This is a genomic window from Mucilaginibacter sp. L3T2-6, from assembly GCF_030519355.1.
Taxonomy (GTDB): Bacteria; Bacteroidota; Bacteroidia; order Sphingobacteriales; family Sphingobacteriaceae; genus Mucilaginibacter.
In genome coordinates this window covers 22434-46275 of sequence record NZ_JAUMKC010000011.1, presented here as the reverse complement: position 1 = coordinate 46275, position 23842 = coordinate 22434, and the positions used below count along the sequence as shown (strand labels likewise).

General features: G+C 42.8%; 23 protein-coding genes. 11 read left to right on the top strand and 12 right to left on the bottom strand.

Annotation, left to right across the window (positions count from 1 at the left end):
• Positions 1-148 precede the first annotated feature (148 nt).
• Together purB and Q3W13_RS13510 are read left to right on the top strand one after the other, a co-directional pair.
• The gene (gene purB / locus Q3W13_RS13515; protein WP_302864625.1) at positions 149-1492 is read left to right on the top strand and encodes an adenylosuccinate lyase; all 1344 of its coding nucleotides are present in this window, start codon (positions 149-151) and stop codon (positions 1490-1492) included.
• 171 nt (positions 1493-1663) lie between these two features.
• Positions 1664-2215, top strand: coding sequence for a NifU family protein (locus Q3W13_RS13510; protein ID WP_302864623.1), 552 nt, complete (start codon positions 1664-1666; stop codon positions 2213-2215).
• Between the two features lie 78 nt (positions 2216-2293).
• On the opposite strand, the gene Q3W13_RS13505 is transcribed toward Q3W13_RS13510, so the two are convergent.
• The 7 genes from Q3W13_RS13505 to ppk1 all read right to left on the bottom strand — a co-directional run bounded on the left by Q3W13_RS13505 (position 2294) and on the right by ppk1 (position 9986).
• Positions 2294-3103 carry an inositol monophosphatase family protein gene (locus tag Q3W13_RS13505; protein WP_302864622.1) on the bottom strand — a complete coding sequence of 270 codons (810 nt, stop codon included), beginning with the start codon at positions 3101-3103 and terminating at the stop codon, positions 2294-2296.
• A 65-nt stretch (positions 3104-3168) separates the two neighbouring features.
• Positions 3169-3627, bottom strand: a complete 459-nt coding sequence (locus Q3W13_RS13500) for a GtrA family protein (RefSeq protein ID WP_302864620.1) — start codon at positions 3625-3627, stop codon at positions 3169-3171.
• Positions 3620-4789, bottom strand: a complete 1170-nt coding sequence (locus Q3W13_RS13495) for a prolipoprotein diacylglyceryl transferase (protein ID WP_302864618.1) — start codon at positions 4787-4789, stop codon at positions 3620-3622. Before Q3W13_RS13495 ends, Q3W13_RS13500 begins: the two co-directional genes overlap by 8 nt.
• Before the next feature lie 28 nt (positions 4790-4817).
• Complete coding sequence (gene mtaB / locus Q3W13_RS13490) at positions 4818-6137, bottom strand: tRNA (N(6)-L-threonylcarbamoyladenosine(37)-C(2))-methylthiotransferase MtaB (RefSeq protein ID WP_302864616.1); 1320 nt, start codon at positions 6135-6137, stop codon at positions 4818-4820.
• A 191-nt stretch (positions 6138-6328) separates the two neighbouring features.
• Entirely contained in the window at positions 6329-6895 is a 567-nt protein-coding gene (locus Q3W13_RS13485; protein WP_302864614.1) for a UbiX family flavin prenyltransferase, read from the bottom strand.
• Between the two features lie 150 nt (positions 6896-7045).
• Positions 7046-7933 carry an ethanolamine ammonia-lyase reactivating factor EutA gene (locus Q3W13_RS13480; protein WP_302864613.1) on the bottom strand — a complete coding sequence of 296 codons (888 nt, stop codon included), beginning with the start codon at positions 7931-7933 and terminating at the stop codon, positions 7046-7048.
• A gap of 4 nt (positions 7934-7937) precedes the next feature.
• Positions 7938-9986: a polyphosphate kinase 1 gene (gene ppk1 / locus Q3W13_RS13475; RefSeq protein ID WP_302864612.1), complete on the bottom strand. Its 2049-nt coding sequence runs from the start codon at positions 9984-9986 to the stop codon at positions 7938-7940.
• A 234-nt stretch (positions 9987-10220) separates the two neighbouring features.
• On the opposite strand from ppk1, the gene Q3W13_RS13470 reads away from it, so the two are divergent.
• Positions 10221-10715 carry a YajQ family cyclic di-GMP-binding protein gene (locus tag Q3W13_RS13470; protein WP_302864611.1) on the top strand — a complete coding sequence of 165 codons (495 nt, stop codon included), beginning with the start codon at positions 10221-10223 and terminating at the stop codon, positions 10713-10715.
• A 238-nt stretch (positions 10716-10953) separates the two neighbouring features.
• On the opposite strand, the gene Q3W13_RS13465 is transcribed toward Q3W13_RS13470, so the two are convergent.
• Positions 10954-11394, bottom strand: a complete 441-nt coding sequence (locus Q3W13_RS13465) for an Hsp20/alpha crystallin family protein (RefSeq protein ID WP_302864609.1) — start codon at positions 11392-11394, stop codon at positions 10954-10956.
• A gap of 133 nt (positions 11395-11527) precedes the next feature.
• Here Q3W13_RS13465 and Q3W13_RS13460 point away from each other — a divergent pair, with 133 nt between their 5' ends.
• The gene (locus Q3W13_RS13460) at positions 11528-11974 is read left to right on the top strand and encodes a thioesterase family protein (protein ID WP_302864607.1); all 447 of its coding nucleotides are present in this window, start codon (positions 11528-11530) and stop codon (positions 11972-11974) included.
• Between the two features lie 58 nt (positions 11975-12032).
• Here the strand turns inward: Q3W13_RS13460 and Q3W13_RS13455 are convergent, their stop codons facing one another.
• Genes Q3W13_RS13455 through folB form a run of 3 tightly spaced genes read right to left on the bottom strand, consistent with a single transcriptional unit; the run spans position 12033 to position 14433 of the window.
• A complete protein-coding gene (locus Q3W13_RS13455; protein WP_302864604.1) occupies positions 12033-12665 on the bottom strand; it encodes an MgtC/SapB family protein in 633 nt (210 codons plus the stop codon).
• A gap of 23 nt (positions 12666-12688) precedes the next feature.
• Positions 12689-14086 carry an FAD-binding oxidoreductase gene (locus Q3W13_RS13450; RefSeq protein ID WP_302864602.1) on the bottom strand — a complete coding sequence of 466 codons (1398 nt, stop codon included), beginning with the start codon at positions 14084-14086 and terminating at the stop codon, positions 12689-12691.
• A complete protein-coding gene (gene folB, locus Q3W13_RS13445; RefSeq protein ID WP_302864600.1) occupies positions 14083-14433 on the bottom strand; it encodes a dihydroneopterin aldolase in 351 nt (116 codons plus the stop codon). Before folB ends, Q3W13_RS13450 begins: the two co-directional genes overlap by 4 nt.
• Positions 14434-14623: 190 nt before the next feature.
• On the opposite strand from folB, the gene Q3W13_RS13440 reads away from it, so the two are divergent.
• The 3 genes from Q3W13_RS13440 to Q3W13_RS13430 all read left to right on the top strand — a co-directional run bounded on the left by Q3W13_RS13440 (position 14624) and on the right by Q3W13_RS13430 (position 20192).
• Entirely contained in the window at positions 14624-15805 is a 1182-nt protein-coding gene (locus Q3W13_RS13440; RefSeq protein WP_302864804.1) for an acyl-CoA dehydrogenase family protein, read from the top strand.
• A gap of 95 nt (positions 15806-15900) precedes the next feature.
• Positions 15901-18039: a HAMP domain-containing sensor histidine kinase gene (locus tag Q3W13_RS13435; protein ID WP_302864598.1), complete on the top strand. Its 2139-nt coding sequence runs from the start codon at positions 15901-15903 to the stop codon at positions 18037-18039.
• 71 nt (positions 18040-18110) lie between these two features.
• Positions 18111-20192 carry a HAMP domain-containing sensor histidine kinase gene (locus Q3W13_RS13430; protein WP_302864597.1) on the top strand — a complete coding sequence of 694 codons (2082 nt, stop codon included), beginning with the start codon at positions 18111-18113 and terminating at the stop codon, positions 20190-20192.
• Here the strand turns inward: Q3W13_RS13430 and Q3W13_RS13425 are convergent.
• Entirely contained in the window at positions 20189-21547 is a 1359-nt protein-coding gene (locus Q3W13_RS13425) for a GH1 family beta-glucosidase (protein WP_302864596.1), read from the bottom strand. The genes Q3W13_RS13430 and Q3W13_RS13425 overlap by 4 nt on opposite strands.
• 296 nt (positions 21548-21843) lie before the next feature.
• Between Q3W13_RS13425 and Q3W13_RS13420 the strand changes: the two genes are divergently transcribed.
• From Q3W13_RS13420 to Q3W13_RS13405, 4 genes are read left to right on the top strand one after another with little or no spacing between them, the layout of a single operon-like run.
• Positions 21844-22311 carry a DinB family protein gene (locus Q3W13_RS13420; RefSeq protein WP_302864594.1) on the top strand — a complete coding sequence of 156 codons (468 nt, stop codon included), beginning with the start codon at positions 21844-21846 and terminating at the stop codon, positions 22309-22311.
• Positions 22312-22355: 44 nt separating this feature from the next.
• Entirely contained in the window at positions 22356-22757 is a 402-nt protein-coding gene (locus Q3W13_RS13415; RefSeq protein ID WP_302864592.1) for a hypothetical protein, read from the top strand.
• On the top strand, positions 22758-23390 hold the full coding sequence (locus Q3W13_RS13410; RefSeq protein WP_302864591.1) for an SCO family protein: 633 nt from the start codon (positions 22758-22760) through the stop codon (positions 23388-23390). It abuts the gene before it with no gap.
• Positions 23387-23812, top strand: a complete 426-nt coding sequence (locus Q3W13_RS13405) for a cytochrome c (RefSeq protein ID WP_302864590.1) — start codon at positions 23387-23389, stop codon at positions 23810-23812. The genes Q3W13_RS13410 and Q3W13_RS13405 overlap by 4 nt, the downstream gene beginning before the upstream one ends.
• Positions 23813-23842 lie beyond the last annotated feature (30 nt).

Genomic DNA, 23842 nt, shown 5'->3' with positions numbered 1-23842 from the left:
GATGACAATTTATGGTTCGGATTTCCGCTGTGGGAATGGCGGGCGAAAATATCAGAATAGATTTGCCGGCCAATTCAAGCATTGGCACATCCGTATATTCGCACATCCGCACATCAATCCCTATCTTTGCAAAAAATTTAAAGAACACATGACCCTTACTCCTCTTTCTGCAATTTCACCTATCGATGGCCGTTATCGTAATGCTACCGCCGACCTTGCTGCTTACTTTTCTGAGTATGCGCTAATCAAATACCGGGTGTTTGTTGAAATTGAATACTTTATAGCTTTGTGTGAACACCCGTTGCCTCAGCTTCAGAATTTGGATAGAAATGTAGCAGAAAAGTTACGCGGCATTTATAAAAATTTCAATGAGCAGGATGCAGAGGCCATCAAGCAGATTGAGAAAATTACCAACCATGATGTTAAAGCGGTTGAATATTTCATTAAAAAAGAGTTCGATAAGCTTGGCTTACAGGAGTATAAGGAATTTATCCATTTCGGATTAACCTCGCAGGATATTAACAACACGGCTGTACCCTATTCATTTAAGGAAGCTTTGGCCAATACCTACTATCCTGCAATTGAAGAACTGGTTGATATTTTAAAAAAATACGTTACCGAATGGAATGACGTTCCGATGCTGGCCCATACACATGGCCAGCCCGCATCGCCAAGTCGCCTGGGAAAAGAAATTATGGTTTTTGTAGAGCGAATTGAAAACCAGCTCAGTTTGCTAAAAGCGGTTCCTCATGCTGCTAAATTCGGCGGCGCTACAGGTAATTTTAACGCGCATAATGTGGGCTACCCGGAAATTGACTGGAAGGCATTTGGCAATCATTTTGTTAATGAAGTCTTGGGGTTGAGCCGTTCACAGTTTACCACACAGATTGAACACTACGATAATTTTGCCGCGCAGTGCGATGCCTTGAAACGCATCAATAATATTCTTATAGACCTAGACCGGGATATCTGGACATATATTTCCATGAGCTATTTCAAGCAAAAAATAAAGGAAGGCGAGATCGGCTCATCGGCTATGCCACATAAAGTAAACCCGATTGACTTTGAAAATTCTGAAGGTAACCTGGGGATTGCCAACGCGCTGTTCGAGCATTTTGCGGCAAAGCTGCCCATATCAAGGCTCCAGCGTGACTTGACTGACTCAACCGTATTAAGAAATATCGGCGTCCCGGTAGGCCATACCATCATTGCTATAAAATCAACCATACGTGGTCTGAATAAATTGCTGCTGAATGCAGATGCGCTGAATGCTCACCTCGAAGCCAATTGGGCGGTCGTTGCCGAGGCTATCCAAACAATTCTGCGTCGTGAGGGGTATCCTAATCCTTATGAGGCATTAAAGGATCTGACCCGTACTAATACACAAGTTAATGCACAAACCATCGCAGAATTTGTGGAAGGCCTGCAAGTTAATGAGAAGATTAAAGAAGAGATAAAGAAAATAACACCGCAAAATTATACAGGTATTTAAATAAGATGCCAATCGGTCTGCCAAATCTCCGAAACTTCGGGGCTTTATGATATTTAGCGTTCTGTCTGCGCATCAGGTTTCACCGTCACCTCCCGGTCATAACAATATTATGCTTGTGTTAAAATCAAAAACCTGCTTAAATTTGTTTTATCAAGACTAATTGAAAATAAGATGAATATCAACGTATATACCGAAGCCACTCCTAACCCGGCCACAATGAAGTTCATTGTGAACAAACTGCTCATTAATGGCAGTGTGGATTACCCGACAAAAGAAAGTGCTGAAAACTCGCCTTTTGCAAAAGAGCTTTTTAAATTCTCATTTGTAAATGGTGTCTTCTTCGCCAGCAACTTTGTTACTGTTACTAAGTTTGAGGGTGATAGCTGGGATGACATTATGCCCATATTAAAGGAATTTGTTAAAGGCGCGGTTGAGGCCGAACTAAAGGTTAAAGAAGAAGAACACACAGAAACTACGGATTTCGAAGGCTCTGAAACCGAGGTGAAAATACAGCAGATATTACATGATTATGTTCGCCCGGCTGTGGAGCAGGATGGCGGCGCTATTACTTATAAGTCTTTCGATGAAGGGGTCGTAACTGTTGAGCTTCGCGGATCATGCAGCGGCTGCCCGTCATCTACGGTTACTTTAAAGGCAGGCATCGAGAACCTGTTAAAACGTATGGTACCCGAAGTAACCGAGGTTGTATCGGAAGCGATGTAATTATTTTTGAGATCATCACACTCAAGACGGTTTCGCCGATATAGTGAAAGCTGGATTTAGGTCCGGCTTTTATTTTTCCTATCTAAAATAGTTTTGGATAGTCCCCAGCATTTCCTGCGTGATCTTTCCGTTCGTGGCAAGCAGTTCGCGGGTGTTCAGCACTTCATGCCCACCTTTAAAGTTAACTACTTGTCCGCCTGCCTGCCGCACTATCACTATGCCGGCCGCAACGTCCCAGGGATTCAGATTATACTCATAAAATGCATCAAACCTGCCGCAGGCCGTGTAAGCTAAGTCAACGGCAGCCGAACCCAGCCTGCGAAGGCCATGACAGCTCTTCATAAGCTCCGTAAACAAATTGATATAAGCTGGCTGTTTGCTGAAATCGTGGTATGGGAAACCGGTCGCCAGGAGGCTTTTACTTATTGATGGTGAACTGCTGGTGTTAATGATATCGCCATTAAGATAAGCCGGCGAGTCTTTCCAGGCATAAAAACACTCATCCATATTTACTTCATATACTACTCCAAGCACCAGTTCGTCATTTTGCTGCAAAGCGATACTAACAGAATAGACCGGCAAGCCATGAATAAAATTAGTCGTGCCATCCAGCGGGTCAATGATCCAGTTATAGGTCTCCCCCGTTTTATTAATGGTTTTTTCCTCGGTGATAAAGCCAGCTTCCGGCACTACACTGGTCAACGCCTTTACTATAAATTGCTCAGCAGTTTTGTCGACATAGGAAACGAGGTCATTAAGGCCTTTAATTTCTATTTTATCATGGGAAAAAACACGGCGTTCTTCCCTGATAAAACTACCCGCATCTTTTGCTATTTCAATTACTTTGTTAGTTATTTCGTTAAGTTCCATATCAGTTACGAATGTCATGAATTAGATAAGCTTTCACAAATTGAATCAGCCTGATTTAATCAACAAAAACCACATCATTTCGCTTACTTCTGGCTACGAAGCGACAGGCTGAACGAAAATGCTTTATGGATAAAGTAGCTTGCAAAGAACAAACTCAAAGCCGCAAGCGGACGTGCAACCGGCGGGTACATCTGTAAATCCTGTATAAACACCTTTAAAATAGCCAGGTTAGCAAAAAAACCGATGAAAGCTACTGATACGAACCTAAAAAACTGCTTATATGGAGATAACCGCGATTCGGCGAATACAAAATATTTAGTGATTAAAAAATTTACCACTACGCCCATAAAAAATGATAACGCCAGTGATAATGAAGAATTACGAACCGTGAAAGAAAATAAATTATAGGTTTTTTGTACCAGTAAGTTATGATAGAACAGGTAGAATGCGGTTACATCGACTAAAAACCCGAATCCCGCGGAAACCACAAACCTGATTATCTGGTTATCGAGCAAATTATTACCGGTTTTTATCTCAGGCATGCTTCAGAACGGGCTGTTTTCTATTCCGGGCCACAAAAATCAACGCGATACCGCCGATAACCATAAATGTAGAGATCATTTCGGCTTGGGTAAAGCTAATGCCTGCCACATGATACAAAGTATTTACACGTATTAATTCTATAAAAAACCGCTCAACGCCGGCCAGTATCATGTAAATGCCAAACATCACACCTGGCGCCTTTATCTTGTCGCGTATACTCCATAAAAACAGGAATAGCAGTATACAAACTACGCATTCGTAAAAAGACGTGGGATAAACCGGCGCCGGAAGCTCATGGTTATATTTTCCTGCATATCCGGGTATTATTTGTCCTTCATTGTTTACATTGTGCGGAAACTTAAAACCCCACATCCAGTTAGGTAACCAGCTTAGCCAATGCGGCTTCGGATGAAGGTTAAATATGCCCCAGTCACCATCTCCGGCCATCTGGCAGCCGATACGGCCGACACCATAAGCAAGCATCATACCGGGCGCGCCAATATCCAGCATTGTAAACGGCTTAATACCATGTTTATGAGCAATATAAAGCACAGCCGCGCCGCCGCAAATCAGGCCGCCGTAAAAAGTTAAGCCCTCAAAACCGATAAGCATGCCAACGGGGTCCTGCATAAACTGGCCCCAGTTTTCAAGCGCATTAAAAATCTTCGCCCCTGCAAAGCCGCAAATAGCCGACCAAAGCAATATACTGCCCATCAATTCGGAAGGATGAACCGTAACTTCCTCTGTTTTGGGATGCGGAAGCCGTTGTTTCTTGTTTTCGTAATAAGCCCAATATGCAAACAAAACAGCGCCAATGATACCACCCAGCCAATTTCCGCGCGCCGATAAAAGAAAGCTTTGGGTATCCTCTACAAGTTTGCTAAAGTTCAGGGCAGCATCAACCAGCTTGTAGCCAAGTATAAAACCGAAGATACCGTTTCCGATTAACTCGACATTAGTTATTGGTTTGCCAATAGTGACGGTTTTGCGAAAAGAATGTATATAACCCAGCTTCTCCTTACGGTCAAACTCCTTTACAAAAGCCCAATAGGCCGCCATAAAAGCTATCGCTACAAAGAAACCAAAAGTTTGTATGATTTGAAGAAATGGTAATTCGAGCCCGGTAAGATACTTAAGCAGGTAGTATAAATTTGGAAACATTAGTTTAAATTTTGAGCCAAGATAGGGTTTAATGAATTAATATTTCATTCGCCTCGGTAATTTCCACATCACCATCAGGTGATATTTTTGTTAAGTACACCGTTTTCAGCTCATTGATCAGCAAGGGGTCGTATGGGGTTTTCACCTTTACATAGTTAGTGGTAAACCCATGCATAAAGCCGTCTTTTACGTCGCCTTCGAACAATACATTCCCGGTTTTCCCCAGTTGGCTTTCGTAAAATGCGCGGCGCTTTTTGTCGGATAAAATATGCAGCATTTTGCTCCGCTCGGCCCTTGTTGAACCGGGTACTACCCCTCCCATTTCACTCGCCGGCGTATTTTCCCGCTCAGAATAAGTGAACACATGGAGATACGATATATCCAGGCCGTTCAAAAAGTTGTAGGTGTCTATAAAATCCTCACGCGTCTCGCCCGGAAAACCGACGATCACATCAACGCCGATACAACAATCAGGCATTAATTGCTTTATTTTAGCCACGCGGCTGGCATATAGCTCACGCTTATAACGGCGCCGCATCAAACCCAGTATTTTATCAGAGCCAGACTGGAGCGGGATATGGAAATGAGGCACAAATCGCTTGGACTGCGCTACAAATTCAATGATCTCGTCGCTCAGCAAGTTCGGTTCAATTGACGAAATACGAAAGCGACTGATACCTTCAACTTCATCCAGTGCTTTAACCAGGTCGAAAAACCTGTCCTGGCGTTTTCCATCCCGGATGCCGAAATCGCCGAGATTAACGCCGGTCAGCACAATTTCCTTCACGCCCGATGCGGCAATCTCATTGGCTTGCTCCATTACATGTTCAATGGTATCGCTGCGGCTGTTGCCACGCGCTAACGGAATGGTACAAAAAGTACATGAATAGTCGCAGCCGTCCTGTACCTTTAAAAAAGTACGGGTGCGGTCGCCAATAGAAAAACCCGCAATAAAATCCTTAGCTTCAGATACTGGCTGGTTATAAACCACTGCTTTGGGTTGCTTGGTAAGATCGGTGATATAATCTACTATCCGGAATTTTTCGGCAGCGCCTAACACCATGTCTACGCCGGGTATCTCCGCAATTTCTTTTGGTTTAAGCTGTGCATAACAGCCTACAATGGTAACATAGGCATCAGGTGATATTTTCAATGCCTCCTTAACTACTTTTTTGCATTTTTTGTCGGCATTATCGGTAACCGAACAGGTGTTAATAACAAAAACGTCAGGCGTATCGGTAAACTCAACCGTAGAGAAACCGGCGTTGTTAAAAAGCCGGCCAATAGATGAAGTTTCCGAATAGTTAAGCTTGCAGCCTAAGGTATAAAATGCTACTTTTTTATTCATTTAAAAACGCGCAAAGATACTGATTTTAACGCTAATCCGGGCATTCTATTCCCGGGAAATATACAACCACCGCCACGAACAGGCTCAAAAACAACATTTTAAATACTGGCGCCTGTGTACCTGAACAGCTAAGACTAAGTTTGCCAGGGGAATGAAGTAATCAAAAGCGTCAGGATTGCGTTTAAGGATGATTAACCGCCCCAGCGGTAGCTCTGGTTTTCAAGGCCGATAAGATCTATTATGCGGTCAACCACGGTCATGGCTAACTCTTCCACAGTTTTCGGCCTGCTGTAGTACGACGGTATCGCCGGACAAATAATCCCGCCCGCTTCTGTTACCGTTTCCATATTGCGGATATGGATAAGATTAAACGGCATATCTCTGGCGACCAGGATTAACTTACGGCGTTCCTTCAAAATCACATCAGCTGCGCGGATAACCAGGTCATCAGATGTGCCTGAGGCTATCCGGCCTAACGTCCCCATCGAGCAGGGAACAATAACCATCGTGTCAAACTTTGCCGACCCTGAAGCAAATGGGGCCATAAAGTCGGTTTTTGCGTAAATCTTAAATGGCAGCTTTTTGTAATCGTCGTTGCCCAGCTCAAACTCCCATACATCTTTTGCGTTGTCTGACATGACGACAGCGACCTCCTCTATCTGGTTGCTTAATCGCTGCAACTTATTTAACAGCAAACTGGCATAAATGGAGCCGCTGGCTCCTGTTACGGCAATAACTATCTTCTTTTTTATTTGCATAAAACCCGTCCCTGCGTAAAATAAGGCGCAAAAAAAGGGTCGAATACAAGTACTCGACCCTACATCTACCTATGAAAAACATGCCCTTTGAGAGGGCACTACAAAAGTAATAACAATTTTTTTAATTTTTAATTATTTTTTAAAATAAATTTAACCTGCTTTCGGAAAGTTTTTTTCTATAAGCGTCTGAATAATTCCATCAACCAATCCGACAGTGGGCACGTATATGTTTTTGATATTGGCCCACTTCATCACGGCGATATAGATTTCGCAGGCTGGAATTATCACATCTGCGCGGTCCTGGTTCAGGCCGAGCACATTTATCCTGTCTTTAAGGGAAAACGAAGTCAGGTAACTATAAAGGGACTTTAATTTACCAAAGGTTAAGGGATTTTTGTCTTTTTCTTCGGATAAGCGGTACAATTTGTTGATATTTCCGCCGGTTCCTATGCCCGAAATAACTTTAAACTGCCTGGTGTTGTCGCGGATAAAATCTTTCATATCGCTCCAGGTCTCTTCGTCATCCTGATTGTCCAGCATACGAATCGTCCCGATGTTAAACGATTTAGAAGCCCACACCTCCCCTGCTGAAAAAAAAGATAACTCCGTACTACCTCCGCCCACATCTATGTACAAATAATTTTTGCTTTTATCAATGGTTTGGTCGGCGTGGCTGGCATAAATCATACCTGCTTCTTTTTGTCCGGGGATAATCTCGACGTCAATTCCGGCATTTGTCTTTATTAGCTTTGCTATTTCTGCACCGTTTTTTGCTTCGCGCATGGCAGATGTCGCAAGCGCTGTATAATCCGCTACTTTATAAACATCCATTAATCTGCTGAATGCTTCCATGGTTTTTATAAGGTCAGCAGATTTCTTTTCAGACAATTCATGGTCGAGGAAGGCGTCATCACCCAGGCGCAACGGAACCCTTATCAGCGTATTTTTTTTAAACGAGACTGAACCATTGTTCTCAATAATATCAGCAATTAGGAGCCTTACGGCGTTTGAACCTATATCTATAGCAGCGTATCTCAATTTTTTATTTTACTTTATGTTTCAGATAATCGTATATATCAAGTTGTGCCCGGTGCGGAAGTTCCGAGCGTGTTTTATGGTATTTATTAGTGTTATTGGCGTTAATTTCACGAGATTTGGTATTATCTGCCAGCTGCAGATCAATAATATCCCGGATTTCTTTTTTCAAGTCCTCGTCATAAATAGGGAAGCCTACCTCCACCCGGGTATCGATATTACGCGTCATAAAATCTGCTGAAGTAAGGTAAACCAATTCATTTCCGCCGTTACAATAAACATGCACGCGGGCGTGTTCAAGGTATTTATCAACAATGCTGAGCACCTCAATATTTTCGCTATAGCCTTTCACCCCGGCAATCAGGCAACACATACCACGAATAATCATTTTGATCTTTACACCGGCATTGCTGGCCTGGTAAAGCTTGTTTATCAGCAGTTCGTCGGCAAGGCTATTCATTTTTAAGATCATGTAGGCTTGCTTACCGGCTTTTGCGTTCTTTATTTCGTTGTCGATGAGTTTATAAATAGCCGGACGTGCATCAATAGGCGAAACAATTAAATTCTTTAACCCTTTAGGCAAAGTATTTTTTGCCAGCGCCTTAAACACGTTAACCAGGTCTCCTGTTATCTTTTTATTTGCGGTAAGCAGGGTATGGTCGGCATATAAACGGGCTGTCTTCTCATTAAAGTTGCCTGTTGACAAACATCCGTAGTAGGCCGGCTTATCTTTCTCTATGCGCATAACAAGGCAGATTTTTGAGTGTACTTTATACCCATCAATACCATAAAGCACATTCACCCCCTCCTCTTCCAGCCTGCGGCTCCACGCAATATTATTCTGTTCGTCAAAGCGCGCCCTTAACTCCACTAAGCAGGTTACTTTTTTGCCATTCTTAGCCGCGCTCATCAGCGCATGCATAATGCGGGAGTTTTCGGCGAGACGGTACACCGCTATGCTGATTTCCTTAACTTTCGGATCTATAGCAGCCTCGCGTAAAAAGTGTATAACATAATCGTACGATTGATAGGGCGTACTTATTAAATAATCTTTTTTTGCAATCATTCCCATCAGGCTTTTACCAAATGAAAGGCCATCTACCGGCAGCGGTACAGTGCGTTCATATTCCAGCTCCGGCCGGCCAACATTCGGGAATGAAATAAAATTCTTAAAATTATGGTAACGCGCGCCGGGTATAAGGCTTTCGCCATGCAGACCCATCTTGTTAACCAGGTACTTTAGCATATCCAGCGGCATTTCCGAATCATACAGCAAACGCATCGGCTTGCCTTTTTTGCGTTTTTGCAGGCTCTTTGCTAAGGCATCAATAAATTTCTCACTTACTTCTTTATCCAAATCCAGTTCGGCATCGCGGGTTAGCTGTATGGAATATGCTTCTACCGAATCATGCTCGAAAATAAAGAAGATATCTTCCAGGCTATACCGGATGATATCGTCGAGAAGAATGATAAATTTCAGATTATTCGTCTCCGGTAGAACTACAAAACGCGGCAGGGTGTCCGGAAACTCGATAAGCGCCAGTCTTGATTTTTTATTTTTAGTAAGCTTTACAAAAAAGTAGATGGCCCGATCGCGTAATTCCGGGAGCGGCAATGCCTCATCCAGCATTATAGGCACAAGTGTCGCCAGCAGACTCTCCCTAAAATATCGTTTTACGAACTCGCCACGGCTTACGTTAAGCTGTTTATCATTCAGGATGAATATCTTTTCTTCAGCAAGCTGCTTTACGATAATATTTTCATATAAATTATTGAACTTACGCTCCTGCCTGACGACAATGTTCTTTATCTGGTTTAAAATCTTTTTAGGATTATAGCCCAGCACCTCCTTAGCTTTCTCATTCAGGTTTGCCAGGCGGCTCATAGTAGCAACTCTTACGCGATAAAACTCATCAAGGTTCGATGAAAATATCGCCAAAAACTTAATCCTGTCGATTAATGGAACAGATGAATCAGCAGCCTCCTGTAATACACGGTCATTAAAGTAAAGCCAGCTGATTTCACGATTAATCAAGGGTGCATGTTTCGGATCCATATATAAAGCCTGCGGCTGCTACAAATCTGCCTATTTAAATGTTAATTTAATATTAACTCGGTGGTATATTAATGTGTTTTTATTATTTACTCGACACTGGCTGCCTTATTGTTTATAACGCGTTGCTGACTTGTGACGATTTAATTACACCCATTTATTTTCTCCGCCTTAACGCCCCCTATGAAGCATTAACCAAAAACGCTAACTTTGTACTACACCAATTTACCCGGAAACATGCCAAGTTTTGATATTGTAAGTAAGATTGACGGCCAGACGCTTGATAATGCAGTAAACACTGCAAAAAAGGAAATATTGAACCGCTATGATTTCCATGACTCCAAAAGCACTGTAGACCTGGACAAAAAAACGAACGTAATAACAATAGTGACCGAGAACGATATGCGGCTGAAGGCCATTAGCGACTCCATCATTAGTCGTATGGTAAAACAACATCTGGACCCGAAAGCACTTGATTTGGAAGGCGCCGTACAGACGGTATCGGGGAACATGATTCGCAAAGATTTAAAAATAAAAGAAGGCATTGGCCAGGAGGCTGCTAAAAAGATAGTTAAGAAGATAAAAGACAGCGGTCTTAAAGTACAAGCAAGTATAATGGATGACCAGGTACGCGTTCAGGCTAAAAAAATAGACGATTTACAGTCAGTTATTGCCTTGTGCCGCCAGAATGATTTTGGCCAGCCTCTTCAGTATATTAATATGCGGAACTAAAGGTGTGTTGGCGCCGGCAACCAGGATAGCACACAACAAATACAAAAGGCCGACCCATCGCGGGCGGCCTTTTATCAAACTAAACCAACTATTATGAAAACACTCTTATTATTTCAGAATCCGGAAGTCCAGTCCGGATTTATTAAACCCGGTTTTAAAACTTCCGTCTCTTTCCGGGGAGCGGAAAGCCAGGCTTTACACAAATCAATCGCACTCCTGACTTCCGAACCGGATTAAATTATTTTACAGCAATTTCGCGGGACTGAATTTTAGCTTCTTCTTTTTTAGCAACGTTCAATTTCAATACGCCGTCTACATATTCTGCGTCTATTTTATTATAATCAGCAGTTTCAGGCAAAGTGAACGAGCGGGTGAATGAGTTATAGCTATACTCGCGCTTGCTGAATTTTTTACCTTCCTCAACGGCTTCAGCTTTCTTATCAGCAGATATGCTTAGAATATTTTTGTCGAGGTTGATTTTGAAATCCTCTTTCTTTAAGCCGGGGGCAGCCAACTCTATTTGATATTCACTTTCGGTTTCTGCAATGTTAACAGCAGGAACGCGGCTAGACAATTTATCGCTTAAAAACGAGTCGCTTAATATCGAATCGAATACATCGTTAAAAAATGGGTTAACACCGCGATTTCTTTGTCCGTTTGCAAATTTTACTAATGTCATGATTATAATCTCCTAAGTTTTTCTTTTAATATATTTGCTGAAGGTTAATCAACTGTTATACCAACGGGTTAAAATCGCCTAAAACAGACAATATGTCTGTTAAAAAGCTACCGCCACGACAAATTGACATCTTATGAGTGAAAATATCGCCGATTATAAATACAAAACTCCTATAGCCCTACGATTCGCAGATATCGATGCCGCAGGACATGTAAACAATGCTGTGTATCTTACATACTTCGAGGTGGCCCGTTTCGCTTATTGGAAGGATGTTACAGAGTGGAATCTTCGCCGGGACGGTATAATTGTGGGGCGTTGCGAGGTGAGCTATTTAAAACCTATAACCCTTGAGGATAAGATATACTGCTATGTGCGCACTACCCGTATAGGCAATAGCAGCTTTGATATGATGCAGTTGCTGGTAAGAGAGACACCGGATGGCGAGGAAATTTGCACTGTGGGTAAAACAGTTTGTATCAGTTATGACTACCGGCTAAACAAATCAGTCCCGATACCGGACGTCGAACGCAAAAAGATGATAGCATACGATGAGCCGAGGCTGATAACTAATACCAATTAAATATTGGGTTGTTGGAGTAAGAAAACGAGTCAAAACCTTTAAGATATACGCCTGGATATCAGAAAGATTTCACCACCGGCATCGCCAGTAGTTTTTTATCGAGCAGTGTAATGTCTGCCCGATGACCGGTTACCAGTAATGCTACTTTTAAACAGCCTTCGAATTTAGCAACCTGTAAGCGGCGGGAAGTTAAATCCAGTGCATTAACGATATTCTCCACCTCTTCTATATTGGCATAATCTGCATCAGTAAAAACAATCACGAATAACTTATCACGGTGAACTTTATCGATGTACCTTTCCACCAAGTTGAAAAGCAACAGTACTGCCAGGGTAAGTCCCGTGCAAATAAGCGCCAGTGTATGATTACCGGAACCGGCAGCCATGCCGATTGCAGCGGATATCCAGATCACCGCCGCAGTAGTTAAACCATTTACTGTTATACTATCCTTAAATATAACACCGGCGCCGATAAAACCGATACCGGTTACTATATTAATATTTACGCCCGCTCCGGCCCACTGGGCTACCATTGTGTAAATGGTTGACCCCATGCAAATCAATATAATTGTACGAAAGCCGGCGATCTTGTTTTTGTACTGGCGCTCAGCCCCAAGTAAACCGCCACATATAACGGCAGTAGCCACCTTAATGAGGTCTTGCGTGGTAATATCAAATTCCAGTGCTGTCAATTAGTGATCAGTTAAATCTCAACTTAAAATATTTTTCCCGGGTTTAATATACCATTTTTATCAAATACCTGTTTTATACCCCGCCAAAGTGCAAAATGCACATCGTTGTATTTTAAGGGCATAAACTCTTTTTGCACCAGGCCTATGCCATGCTCGCCGGAGAGCGTGCCGCCCAGTGATATCGTCAGTTCGAATATTTCGCGAATACCTTCTTTTAATTTGGCATTCCAGTCCTCGTCGCTCATTTGGCCTTTTAGGATATTTACGTGCAAATTACCGTCGCCGGCGTGCCCGTAACAAATTGACTCAAAACCGTATTTATTTCCCGCTTCTTTTATCCCGGTAATTAATTGCGGCAACGCAGCACGCGGCACAACGGTGTCTTCTTCCTTATATATCGAATTTGATTTCACCGAAACCGCCATCGTGCGCCGAATACGCCAAAGCTCTTCTTTTTGAGCGGCAGTGTCAGCAAACAAAACATCGTGACAGCCAAATTCTTCAAGCACCATGTTTATCTTTTCGCAATCGGTAAATATTACGTCCTGGCTGGTACCGTCAACCTCGATCAGCAGGAATGCTTCAGCGCCATCTTTTAAATCGAAAGCAAGACCGTCCTTTTCAATCACCCATTCTATTCCTTTGCGCTCCATAAACTCAAGCGCCGACGGCACAATACCAGCTCTGAAAATTGCCGATACAGCAGCACACCCCTTTTCGTTAGAATCGAACGAAGCCAATAGCAAAGCGTTATGGGTTGGCCCTGGAATTAGCTTAACTACTATTTTGGTGATTATTCCTAAAGTACCTTCAGAACCAATCAGCAATTGTGTTAAGTTATAACCGGACGCATATTTTAAGGTATTCGCCCCGGTCCAGATAATCTCGCCTGAAGGCAATACTACCTCCAGGTTAAGAATATATTCACGTATGGTTCCATATTTTACCACCCGTGGCCCGCCGGAACCGTGCGATACGTTACCTCCGATAAAACAGCTGCCTTTACTGGCAGGGTCAACAGGATACAGCAAGCCTTTGGCGGCAACTTCGTCCATAAAAACCTCAGTAACCACACCGGGTTCAACCGTTGCCTGCAAATTCTGCTCGTCTATCTCCAGCACCTTATCAAAGCGCTCCATACTGATCAACAGGCCACCGAGTGCGGGTAAGGCGCCACCGCTTAAGCCCGTGCCCGCGCCGCGTGGTGTAACGGGAATCAGGTTATCATTACACAGCTTCATCAATCCGGCAATTTCCTGCGGGGTGCGCGGCTTTACCACAACTTCCGGAAAATAACGCAGATCTTCCGTCTCGTCGTGACTGTATTTCTCCAGCTCGCCATAGCTTGTTATCACTGCATCGTCGCCGGCGATTCGTTTAACGGCATCAAGAATATCGGGAGTGATCTTATTGAATTTCATATGGTAATAACAATATTCGAATAGTCGACTTTTCCTTTCAGAGGGGGATCCAACTTTTTAACGCTAACGCGGATGGTTCGGGCAAATGAAAAACGCGCTTTAATTTCATCCGCTATCGCCTGGGCGACAGTTTCTATCAGCTTTGAAGTCTTTTTCATTTCGGCCTCCATGATATGATAAACCTGTTCATAATCTACCGTATTGCTCAGCTTATCATCCTTAAGATCGTTCAAAGGCTCAAAGCTTACATCAACATCTACAATAAACCTGCAGCCAAGTTTTTGCTCTTCCGGATAATAGCCATGAAAGCCAAAAAACTCGGCGCCATGGAGGGATATGGTTATCATTTCTCAAAAGTAGTTTTTAATATTTGATTTAATCGATTTGAGGATAATTTCACTGGTGGCCAATAACCGGATTTTGATTCTGATTGTATTATTAACACACTTGCGATCTTCTATAAAATCCATGAAATCATTTCTACAATCGGTGAAATCCAAAAATCAACCTATCTTTGACGACCAATTATACACTAAGATGCCGAGAAAAGACACCTACGAATCTCCTGATTATTACTTGCTGGATGAACTGCTCAGCGAAGAGCATAAATTGATACGGCAAAGCGTACGCGACTGGGTAAAAAAAGAAGTAAGCCCCATAATTGAGGACTATGCACAACGGGCTGAATTTCCAAAACATCTGCTAAAAGGGCTCGCCGAAATAGGAGCCTTTGGCCCTACTATCCCTGTGAAATATGGTGGCGCAGGATTGGATTACATGTCTTACGGAATAATAATGCAGGAAATTGAGCGCGGTGATTCTGGCATCAGGTCGACAGCTTCCGTGCAGGGTTCGCTGGTAATGTATCCTATCTACGCATACGGCTCGGAAGAGCAGAAACATAAATATTTACCGAAGCTAGCCACCGGCGAGTTGATGGGCTGTTTTGGACTAACCGAACCAGACCAGGGCTCTGACCCAGGTGGCATGACCACCAATTTTAAAGATGCAGGCGACCATTACGTGCTTAACGGCGCTAAAATGTGGATATCCAATTCTCCATTTGCTGACATTGCAATTGTTTGGGCGAAGGACGAAAGTGGGAAAATTCGCGGTTTGATAGTAGAGCGCGGCATGGAAGGCTTCACTACCCCGGAAACACACAATAAATGGTCATTAAGGGCATCGGCCACCGGGGAACTGGTTTTCGATAACGTAAAGGTACCTAAGGAAAACCTGCTGCCAAATGTTACAGGCTTGAAAGGCCCGCTTGGCTGTTTAAACCAGGCGCGTTACGGCATTGCCTGGGGAGCGCTCGGCGCTGCCATGGACTGCTACGATACTGCTTTAAAGTATTCAAAGGAACGTAAGCAATTTGGGAAGGCGATAGGCGCATTTCAGTTACAACAAAAAAAGCTGGCCGAAATGATCACCGAAATAACTAAAGGGCAGTTGCTGGTATGGCGTCTCGGCGTATTGAAGAACGAAAACCGCGCAACCCCCGCGCAAATATCCATGAGCAAACGCAATAGCGTGGAAACCGCATTAAACATAGCACGCGAGGCACGGCAGATGCTCGGCGGAATGGGTATCACAGGCGAATACCCGATTATGCGCCATATGATGAACCTGGAGTCAGTAGTTACGTATGAGGGTACTCATGATATTCACCTTTTAATAACCGGTTTGGACATTACAGGGCTGGAAGCTTTTAAATAAAAAAGGTAACCTTAACTACCAAATTACGTATTAACCGCAAGTGAAATACAGTCGGAACGATTGAATTTCGTATTTTTGTTTTTACATTGGTTAAGGTGCCCTATTCCACAAAACGTCAAACTATTAATTTTCACAGGCTATCTCTGCTTGTTTTGGCGATTTTTTGTCTCCTATTTTCGTGCAACAAAAAAGACGAAGGCGACAATGGTGATTATTCGGAACAGTTTAAGCAATTTACCGCTGAACTGAATAAACCCCGGCACCATATTACGCTGGAACAGGAACAGGCCTTTATCGACTCCGGCTTCCATGCTATAAAAAATCCTTATATCAACGACATCTTCAGATACTATGGCTTAAAATTCCTGTACTACAAAAAGGGTATTGATAAGCCGAGGATAGCCCTCAGATACGCGGACAGCATGTTAATGATGGCAAAAAAGAGCGTAACACGAAAACAATACGTGAGCAATTACGCTGAAGCCAATTTTGCGATGGGCGATGCATATTTCAGTTTATCGCAGTTCAGCACCGCTTATCAATGCTATTACCAGGGTTATTTTATGGGAAAAAATAATCTTAAAAACGAAATACTCGCAGAATATACCTACCGCATGGGTATGGTGATGTTTAAACAGGCGCACTACCCCGAGGCAGCTAATTATTTTAAGTTAAGTTTTAGAGAAAGTCTATCATACAAGGAGAGTTTTCAGGCCTTTTACCAACGGCAGGAGTTGCTGGACAATGTTGGCGAAAGTTTTAAAAACAACGGCAACCTTGACAGCGCAGCCGCCTATTTTACCAAAACGCTGAATTTTATTGACTCCGCAGGTGCGCCCTATACTGGCCCCGGCCAAACCAGACTTAAGGACGTTGCCAGGGCAGTTGTATATGGCAACCAGGGAGAAATAGCCATGCAGAAAAAGCAAAATACGCTGGCCACCCAACTTCTTAAAAAAAGCATTGCCATTAATTTAAAAAAGGGGAATGACTATGGAAACGCCGAACTGGTAGAAATAAACCTGGGCAGGTTATATTTCAGTACACACCAGTACCAGCCATTCCTGTCATTATTTAAAGATCTGCGGAACCAACTGGATACAGTAAAAAATGAGGAGGCAGAAACAACCTGGAATTTGCTGATGAGCAAGTACTACCAGCAAACCGGCGATATGAACAAGGCCTTTGCCCATCTTGAGCAATACAGCGCACTAAAAGACTCGGTAAATAAACGATCCAGTTCACTAAAAGAGACGGATGTTAATCAGCAGCAAGCAAACTACGATAAACAATACCAGATTGAAAATCTGAAAGATAACAACAAGCTTCAGCTGATTTATATCTACCTGGCTGTAACCTGCGCGGCAATGGCTGTGGTAATTGTGTTACTGGTTTATCGCAACTGGCGAAAATCGAAAAAGGATGTAAAGACGGTAAGCGAACTAAACAGACGAATTAACCTGCAAAAAAGTGACCTCGAAATTACACTGGCCGAGCTGGAATCAAACAACCAGGAGAAAGACCGTATTCTGCGTACGGTAGCACACGATTTACGGAACCCTATCGGGGGCATAGCATCCTTAACTTCAGTGTTGTTACTTGATGATTTAAACGACGAGCAAAAAGAATTGCTCGGGCTTATCAAAGAGACTTCTAACAATTCGCTTGAACTTATCAATGAGATTCTGGAAGTTACCAATAACGGTACAAGTCAGCTTAGCAAGGAGCCGGTCGATATTAATTCGCTGCTTACGCGCAGCGTTGAGCTTTTACGCTTTAAAGCAGCAGAAAAAGATCAGCAAATAAAGCTCACTGTGCTCGACGAGCCGGAAGATTTATTGATCAGCCGCGAGAAAATATGGAGGGTAATCAGTAACCTTATCACTAACGCGATTAAATTCAGTCCGGTTGGCGGTATTATTTATGTGAGCGCATCGATAAAAAAGGATGAACTCAGAATAGCCGTCAAAGACGCAGGTATAGGCATCCCAGCGGATGTGAAGGACAAGGTTTTCAATATGTTTACGGAAGCTAAAAGGCCCGGTACCGCCGGCGAAAAATCGTTTGGTCTTGGGCTGTCAATCAGCAAGCAGATAGTTGAGAATCACGACGGCAAAATATGGTTCGAAAGCAATGCTAAAACCGGAACTACTTTTTATATAAGCCTGCCAAGGCAAAAACAGAATAAGCCTGCAGGCAAGAACGCTGAAAAAGAAGCACCTGTTTTAATTTAAATATATTTGAAAAGCTGAATTAGTTAATTAATTTAACGCTTTATAAATCAACCGCTTATTACGCTAAAGTAATGCCTTTTTACAGAAATACCTGTATTAAGCACAACTATAAGCTTGTGCCTGTTTTGCTTTGTCTGGCAATATCAGCGCTAATAAGCTCTTGCCGGCATGAAGCGGAGCCGTCGGAAAAAACGGAATTTCAGCACGTACTCGACTCTGCCTCGGCAATGTATGATGCTGGCGACAAAAAGAAAGCCATTACACTTATCGACTCAGTTTTTCAACGCTATAACAGCCTGACCCTGATCGAAAAATTCGGCTACTATAACCTGAAATATAATTATACCTATCACATCCTGCATGACCGCGACCGCGCAATGCTGTACGCTGATAACATGCTTAATTTATTTGACGATGCGAAAAAGAAGCTAAAGCATCCTACCGAGTATGGGCAGGCCCATTTTTATAAAGGAGACTTATTGTTTGATGATAACCGGTATAACGAAGCATACAAATACTTTTATCAGGGTAAAATAATAGCAAATAACAGTGTGGACGTTTGCATTATCAGCGATTATAGCTACCGTATTGGCATGGTGTTGTACAAGCAGGGGCATTACCGGGAGGCTGCCGCAAACTTTAAAAACAGCTACGCGGAACACAGCACCTGCGCACCTACCTTTAAGACATTTTACCGCAAACAGGAACTACTGGACAATGCCGGTATTTGTTACAGTAAAATTAATGAAGCTGATAGCGCCTTGTATTTCTTTAATAAAGCGCTTGTTTATATTGATGAACAAAAAGAAAAATACAAGAATGTTCCCAACCTTCTTGATATGGCCCGGGGAGTTATATTTGGCAACCAGGCAAATGTGTATATAAAGCAAGGCAAATATTTACTTGCCAAGCAATTGCTTCAAAAAAGTGCGGCCATTAACCTGCGCAAAGGAAATGATAATGCTGACGCCCAGTTATCGGAACTGAAGCTTGCCCATATCTATCTCAGCACCAACACGACCGATTCGCTCTATGCACTTTTGCAGACGGTGTTAAAGCAAAGCGACACCATTAAAAACCAGGATGTGCAGGCCGACTGGAATTACCTGATGGCCCAATATTTTATTAAAAAGAACGACGCAAAAACAGCCTTAAATTATTTAACCAGATATGATACGCTTAAAGAAGTTATTGCAGCAAAACAGAAAAAGCTGCAGGAAGCAGATGTAAGCGAACAGATAAAACGGCTGGAAAAGAACGCGGAGTTCGATATACTGCAAAAGAATAACCAGCTGCAGAATGTGCTGCTAAGGGTCGCAATAATATTTGCCATCCTGCTTTTCGTTATTGTATTCCTGGTTTACCGCAACTGGCAACGCTCAAGAGCAAATATCAGCAATCTTGATAACCTGAATAAACAGATAAACGACCAAAACGAAACATTAAGCCTTGCGCTTGAAGAATTAGATGTGAGCGGCCAGGAAAAAGACCGGATACTGCGTACGGTTGCACATGACCTGCGCAACCCAATGGGTGGTATTTCCTCGTTAACGGGCATAATGGCAGAAGAGGCTGAGAGTGAGGAGTTGCGGGATGGGATTCAACTTATAAAACAAACCTCGGATAATTCAATTGAGCTTATCAATGAGATATTGGAAGCCACAAGCAATAAAAAAGTATTTTTAAGCAAAGAGTTGGTTAACATCAATACAGTGATCGCCAACAGCGCCGGATTGCTGCGGTTTAAAGCTATTGAAAAAGGACAAGAGATTACGGTTGATCTATTGAATGATGAAGCAGAGCTATATATAAACCGTGAAAAAATCTGGCGGGTTATCAGTAATCTGATCAGTAATGCCATCAAGTTCAGCCCTGCCAACGGCATTATCAGTATTACAGCTAATAATATGGAAGGTGAAGTCAGGATAAGCGTAAAAGATAATGGTATCGGCGTGCCCGACGCCCTTAAGGAGAAAGTTTTCAATATGTTTACAGAAGCCAAGCGGCCCGGCACTGCTGGCGAAAAATCATTTGGCCTTGGATTGTCCATCTGCCGCCAAATAATTGAAGCTCATGGAGGCAAGATCTGGGTAGAAGATAACCCGGAAGGCGGTGCCATATTCATATTTAGTCTGAAAAAAGAAACGGTTTAACCGCCCTTTAAAAACTCGCTGTACCATCTGGCTGAAGATTTAACAATCCGCTGCTGCGTTTCAAAATCGATATATACCAGGCCGAAGCGTGGATGATAACCTTCGGCCCATTCAAAATTATCGGTCAATGTCCATATAAAATACCCCTGGACGTTTACGCCCTCATTCTTAGCCCTTAAAACTTGTTGAAGATAACCTTTTAGATAAGCGATACGTTTGGGATCGTCTACTTTTGCATCCTCAACCGTATCTGGAAAAGCAGCACCGTTTTCTGTAATATAGATTTTTTTTACCTGTGGATAGCTGTCAAATTGCCTAAGCATATGATAAATAGACGGCGGGTAAACTTCCCACTTCATATCTGTAAGTTCCACATTACGCTTTTCGGCCTTTACCAGCGATGCGCCCACATAGGGTGTAAAAAATGAACTCCTGACAATCTCCCTGGTATAATTCTGAACGCCTATAAAGTCAAAGTCAAACTTCATCGCCTCTTCGTCGCCGTGCTGGAAATATTTACTGATCCCTTTTAGGGCTTTAACATCGCCGGGGTACCCCAGCCCGAGAACAGGTTCGATGAACAGACGGTTGAGTAAAGCGTCTACCCGTTTAGCGGCGGCTACATCCTTCGGTTTGCCGGTATGCGGTTCAACGTGCGAACAGGAAAAGGTTGTTCCTATTTCGGCATCAGGTATTAGTCTGCGTAATATCCGCCCTCCTTCTGCCATACACAATACCGCGTGGTGAATAGCCGGCAGAAAGTTTTTAAGGCCGGTACGGCCTGGCGCATGAATTCCAAGAAAATAACCGGCCCCTGTAAAAACACCAGGTTCATTCATCACCATCCAATGTTTAACCCGATCGCCGAAGTTTTGGGCGCAAATAGTAACAAAATTTTCAAACCAACTCACTATCTCCCGGTTTGTCCAGCCTCCCTTTTCTTCCAGAGCCTGCGGCAGATCCCAGTGATAAATTGTCAGCCAGGGCTCTACACCCTTACTGATACAATAATCAATAACGCGGTTATAAAAATCTAAGCCGGCCTGGTTTACATCGCCAACACCAAAGGGCAGTACGCGGGTCCACGAAATAGAAAACCGGAAGCATGGTATATGAAGCTGCGCAATAATATCTATGTCCTGTTTGTACTGGTTATAGAAGTCGCAGGCGTCGCGGGGATGGTCGCCATTTAATATTTTACCCTTTTTGGATGAAAATATGTCCCAGATGGATTCTCCTTTACCATCAGCATCGCAGGCGCCTTCAATCTGAAGGGCAGCGACAGATACGCCCCATTTAAAATTATCGCCAAAAAGTTTTCTGTTAAGATTCGTGTCCGTCGGGGTGTTTTCCATTAAGAGCTATTGTAATGCCAAATTGTGCATTACAACTAAATAAAAGAAATATAAAGGTAAATAGTTTTCAGTGAATAAAGGAAGACTTCATGCTTCTTAAAATCATCCATTCACGAAAATTAACAAACAGTCTCGAAATTTTCACAAGGAATTTCATAATATGTTGTTTTTGTTCATGTTAAAGGTATCACCATAATATAACCCGGCTGTGTCGCTATTATTATTTTATTGTTAAGTGATGAAGGGTGGCAATAAGCGATTTGTTTTAATGTTAACGATATTTTTAATTTTACCGGATGAAAAATCTTTTTATCCGTTTATTCAATTATGACGGATTTGCCAACGAAGCTATTCTCGAAGCTCTTTTAAAATCAAGCCAGAGCGATGAAGCTGTCAGATTAATGGCACACCTGCTGGCAGCACAGCAAATCTGGTATAGCCGCTGCTCTGGCTCAACTATGTTCGCAGGGCCCTTATGGCAGGATGATGGAAACATTAACGAATTTGCTTCGACTATTAAAAAAAATAACGCCGACTGGCTAAGCTACCTGGATACCCTCACCGATGCTGAATTTGATAAAATAGTTAGATATAATAACCTCAAAGGCGACCCATTTGAAAATAAATTAAGCGATATCCTGCTACATGTAATTAACCATGGCACCCATCACCGTGCGCAAATAGGGCAGCAACTTAAATTTGCCGGCGCCGAAACTTTGCCGGTAACAGATTATATTGCTTTTTGCAGACAAATAAACAGCTAACCCGTTTTTTTGTTGCTTATTTTTGACGCACATAAACCGAAGAGATGAAAAAATTTACATCTGTAATATTGCTTGCCGCTACCCTATTTGGCTGTGCCGGTAAAAATGAGGAAAAAGGGGCGCTTCGCGACTCGTTGATGCAGATACACGAAAAAGTAATGGCGGTAGACGAGCAGGCTACCAACAACCATATGAAACTGGATACTTTGCTTAAACAAAGGAACCTGCCAGATAAAGATTCAGCTGAAATGCTCAGCAAAAACTTAAGCACTGCCGAAGACGCCATGAGCTCGTGGATGAATCATTTTGAGGAGAAAAAAGAATGGACAGATGAAGAAACCATAAAATACCTCCGTTCGCAGAAGAGACTGATGCTGTCCATCGACTCGCAGCTTAACAAGGCCGTTAATGAATCGGACCGGTATCTAAAAAAAATAAAAAAATAAATGAAGAGACTGTTTTTTTTACTTGTGATAGCAGCGGCGTTCGTCGCTTGCAAATTTAACGGCAACAGTACCAGGACCTTGCCAATCCTGGGCAATCGTGAACCGGTAACCAAAAACGTAAATGGAAAGCAGGTAACCGACACCGTTTATCAAACTATTCCGGCATTTAAATTTGTGAATCAGTACGGCGATACGATTACCAACAAAAGTCTCGACGGAAAAATATATGTGGCAGATTTTTTCTTTACTTCGTGCCCCGACATTTGCCCGGTTATGCACCGCAATATGCTGCCGGTTTACAACGAATTTCGAAGCAATCCTGATTTCAGGATCTTGTCCCACTCTATCGACCCAAAATACGATACCGTCCCTGTATTAAAACGCTATGCAGATAAAATGGGGGTTACCGGGAATACCTGGTGGTTTTTGCACGGCAGCAAAGATGAAGTGTACTCAATCGCTAAAAATTACCTCGTTTCGGTACAGGAAACCAGGCATGTTCACGATGGTTATTTTATCCTGGTGGACAAACAAAAACGCGTTCGTGGTATGTACCTGGGGACTGACGAGCAAAAAGTTAAGGAAATGATGGACGACATTAAATTGTTGATGGAAGAACCTGATCAGAAATGAGTAAGCTGAAAACCGTGATTGCCGGAATATTATCAGTTACGCTGCTTGTGATGGTTGCATCATGCGTAAATAATTCGCAGATGGAATTTAACCGCTACTACTCAAACGGAAGCGCTGTTTACCAGACGCATTGTCAAAACTGCCACGGAACAAACGGGGAAGGATTACAAGGACTTATACCACCACTAACAGATTCAACATATCTCAAAACCAATAAAAACATTCTTGCCTGCATTATTAAAAATGGTGTGAAAGGAAAAATCACCGTCGGCAATAAACAATTTGAAGGTGAAATGCCGGCCTCTGGCCTTGCCCCGGTAGAAATAGCACAGGTGCTCACCTATATCAACAATTCATTTGGCAACAAATCAGGCACATTTACCACCGAGGACGTAAATGCTGACCTCGGTAAATGCAATTGAATTAACACCCGGCGCGGTGTGCGTTAAAAA

Bases quoted from the DNA above. Each gene is read 5' to 3' on its own strand.
- Q3W13_RS13405 (WP_302864590.1), top strand. From the start codon at position 23,387: ATGAGTAAGCTGAAAACCGTGATTGCCGGAATATTATCAGTTACGCTG.
- Q3W13_RS13425 (WP_302864596.1), bottom strand. From the start codon at position 21,547: ATGGAAAACACCCCGACGGACACGAATCTTAACAGAAAACTTTTTGGC.
- Q3W13_RS13460 (WP_302864607.1), top strand. From the start codon at position 11,528: ATGAGTGAAAATATCGCCGATTATAAATACAAAACTCCTATAGCCCTA.
- Q3W13_RS13420 (WP_302864594.1), top strand. From the start codon at position 21,844: ATGAAAAATCTTTTTATCCGTTTATTCAATTATGACGGATTTGCCAAC.
- Q3W13_RS13410 (WP_302864591.1), top strand. From the start codon at position 22,758: ATGAAGAGACTGTTTTTTTTACTTGTGATAGCAGCGGCGTTCGTCGCT.
- Q3W13_RS13470 (WP_302864611.1), top strand. From the start codon at position 10,221: ATGCCAAGTTTTGATATTGTAAGTAAGATTGACGGCCAGACGCTTGAT.
- Q3W13_RS13450 (WP_302864602.1), bottom strand. From the start codon at position 14,086: ATGAAATTCAATAAGATCACTCCCGATATTCTTGATGCCGTTAAACGA.
- folB (WP_302864600.1), bottom strand. From the start codon at position 14,433: ATGATAACCATATCCCTCCATGGCGCCGAGTTTTTTGGCTTTCATGGC.
- ppk1 (WP_302864612.1), bottom strand. From the start codon at position 9,986: ATGGATCCGAAACATGCACCCTTGATTAATCGTGAAATCAGCTGGCTT.
- Q3W13_RS13500 (WP_302864620.1), bottom strand. From the start codon at position 3,627: ATGCCTGAGATAAAAACCGGTAATAATTTGCTCGATAACCAGATAATC.
- Q3W13_RS13485 (WP_302864614.1), bottom strand. From the start codon at position 6,895: ATGCAAATAAAAAAGAAGATAGTTATTGCCGTAACAGGAGCCAGCGGC.
- Q3W13_RS13440 (WP_302864804.1), top strand. From the start codon at position 14,624: ATGCCGAGAAAAGACACCTACGAATCTCCTGATTATTACTTGCTGGAT.
- Q3W13_RS13495 (WP_302864618.1), bottom strand. From the start codon at position 4,789: ATGTTTCCAAATTTATACTACCTGCTTAAGTATCTTACCGGGCTCGAA.
- Q3W13_RS13415 (WP_302864592.1), top strand. From the start codon at position 22,356: ATGAAAAAATTTACATCTGTAATATTGCTTGCCGCTACCCTATTTGGC.
- Q3W13_RS13465 (WP_302864609.1), bottom strand. From the start codon at position 11,394: ATGACATTAGTAAAATTTGCAAACGGACAAAGAAATCGCGGTGTTAAC.
- mtaB (WP_302864616.1), bottom strand. From the start codon at position 6,137: ATGAATAAAAAAGTAGCATTTTATACCTTAGGCTGCAAGCTTAACTAT.
- Q3W13_RS13510 (WP_302864623.1), top strand. From the start codon at position 1,664: ATGAATATCAACGTATATACCGAAGCCACTCCTAACCCGGCCACAATG.
- purB (WP_302864625.1), top strand. From the start codon at position 149: ATGACCCTTACTCCTCTTTCTGCAATTTCACCTATCGATGGCCGTTAT.
- Q3W13_RS13505 (WP_302864622.1), bottom strand. From the start codon at position 3,103: ATGACATTCGTAACTGATATGGAACTTAACGAAATAACTAACAAAGTA.
- Q3W13_RS13430 (WP_302864597.1), top strand. From the start codon at position 18,111: ATGCCTTTTTACAGAAATACCTGTATTAAGCACAACTATAAGCTTGTG.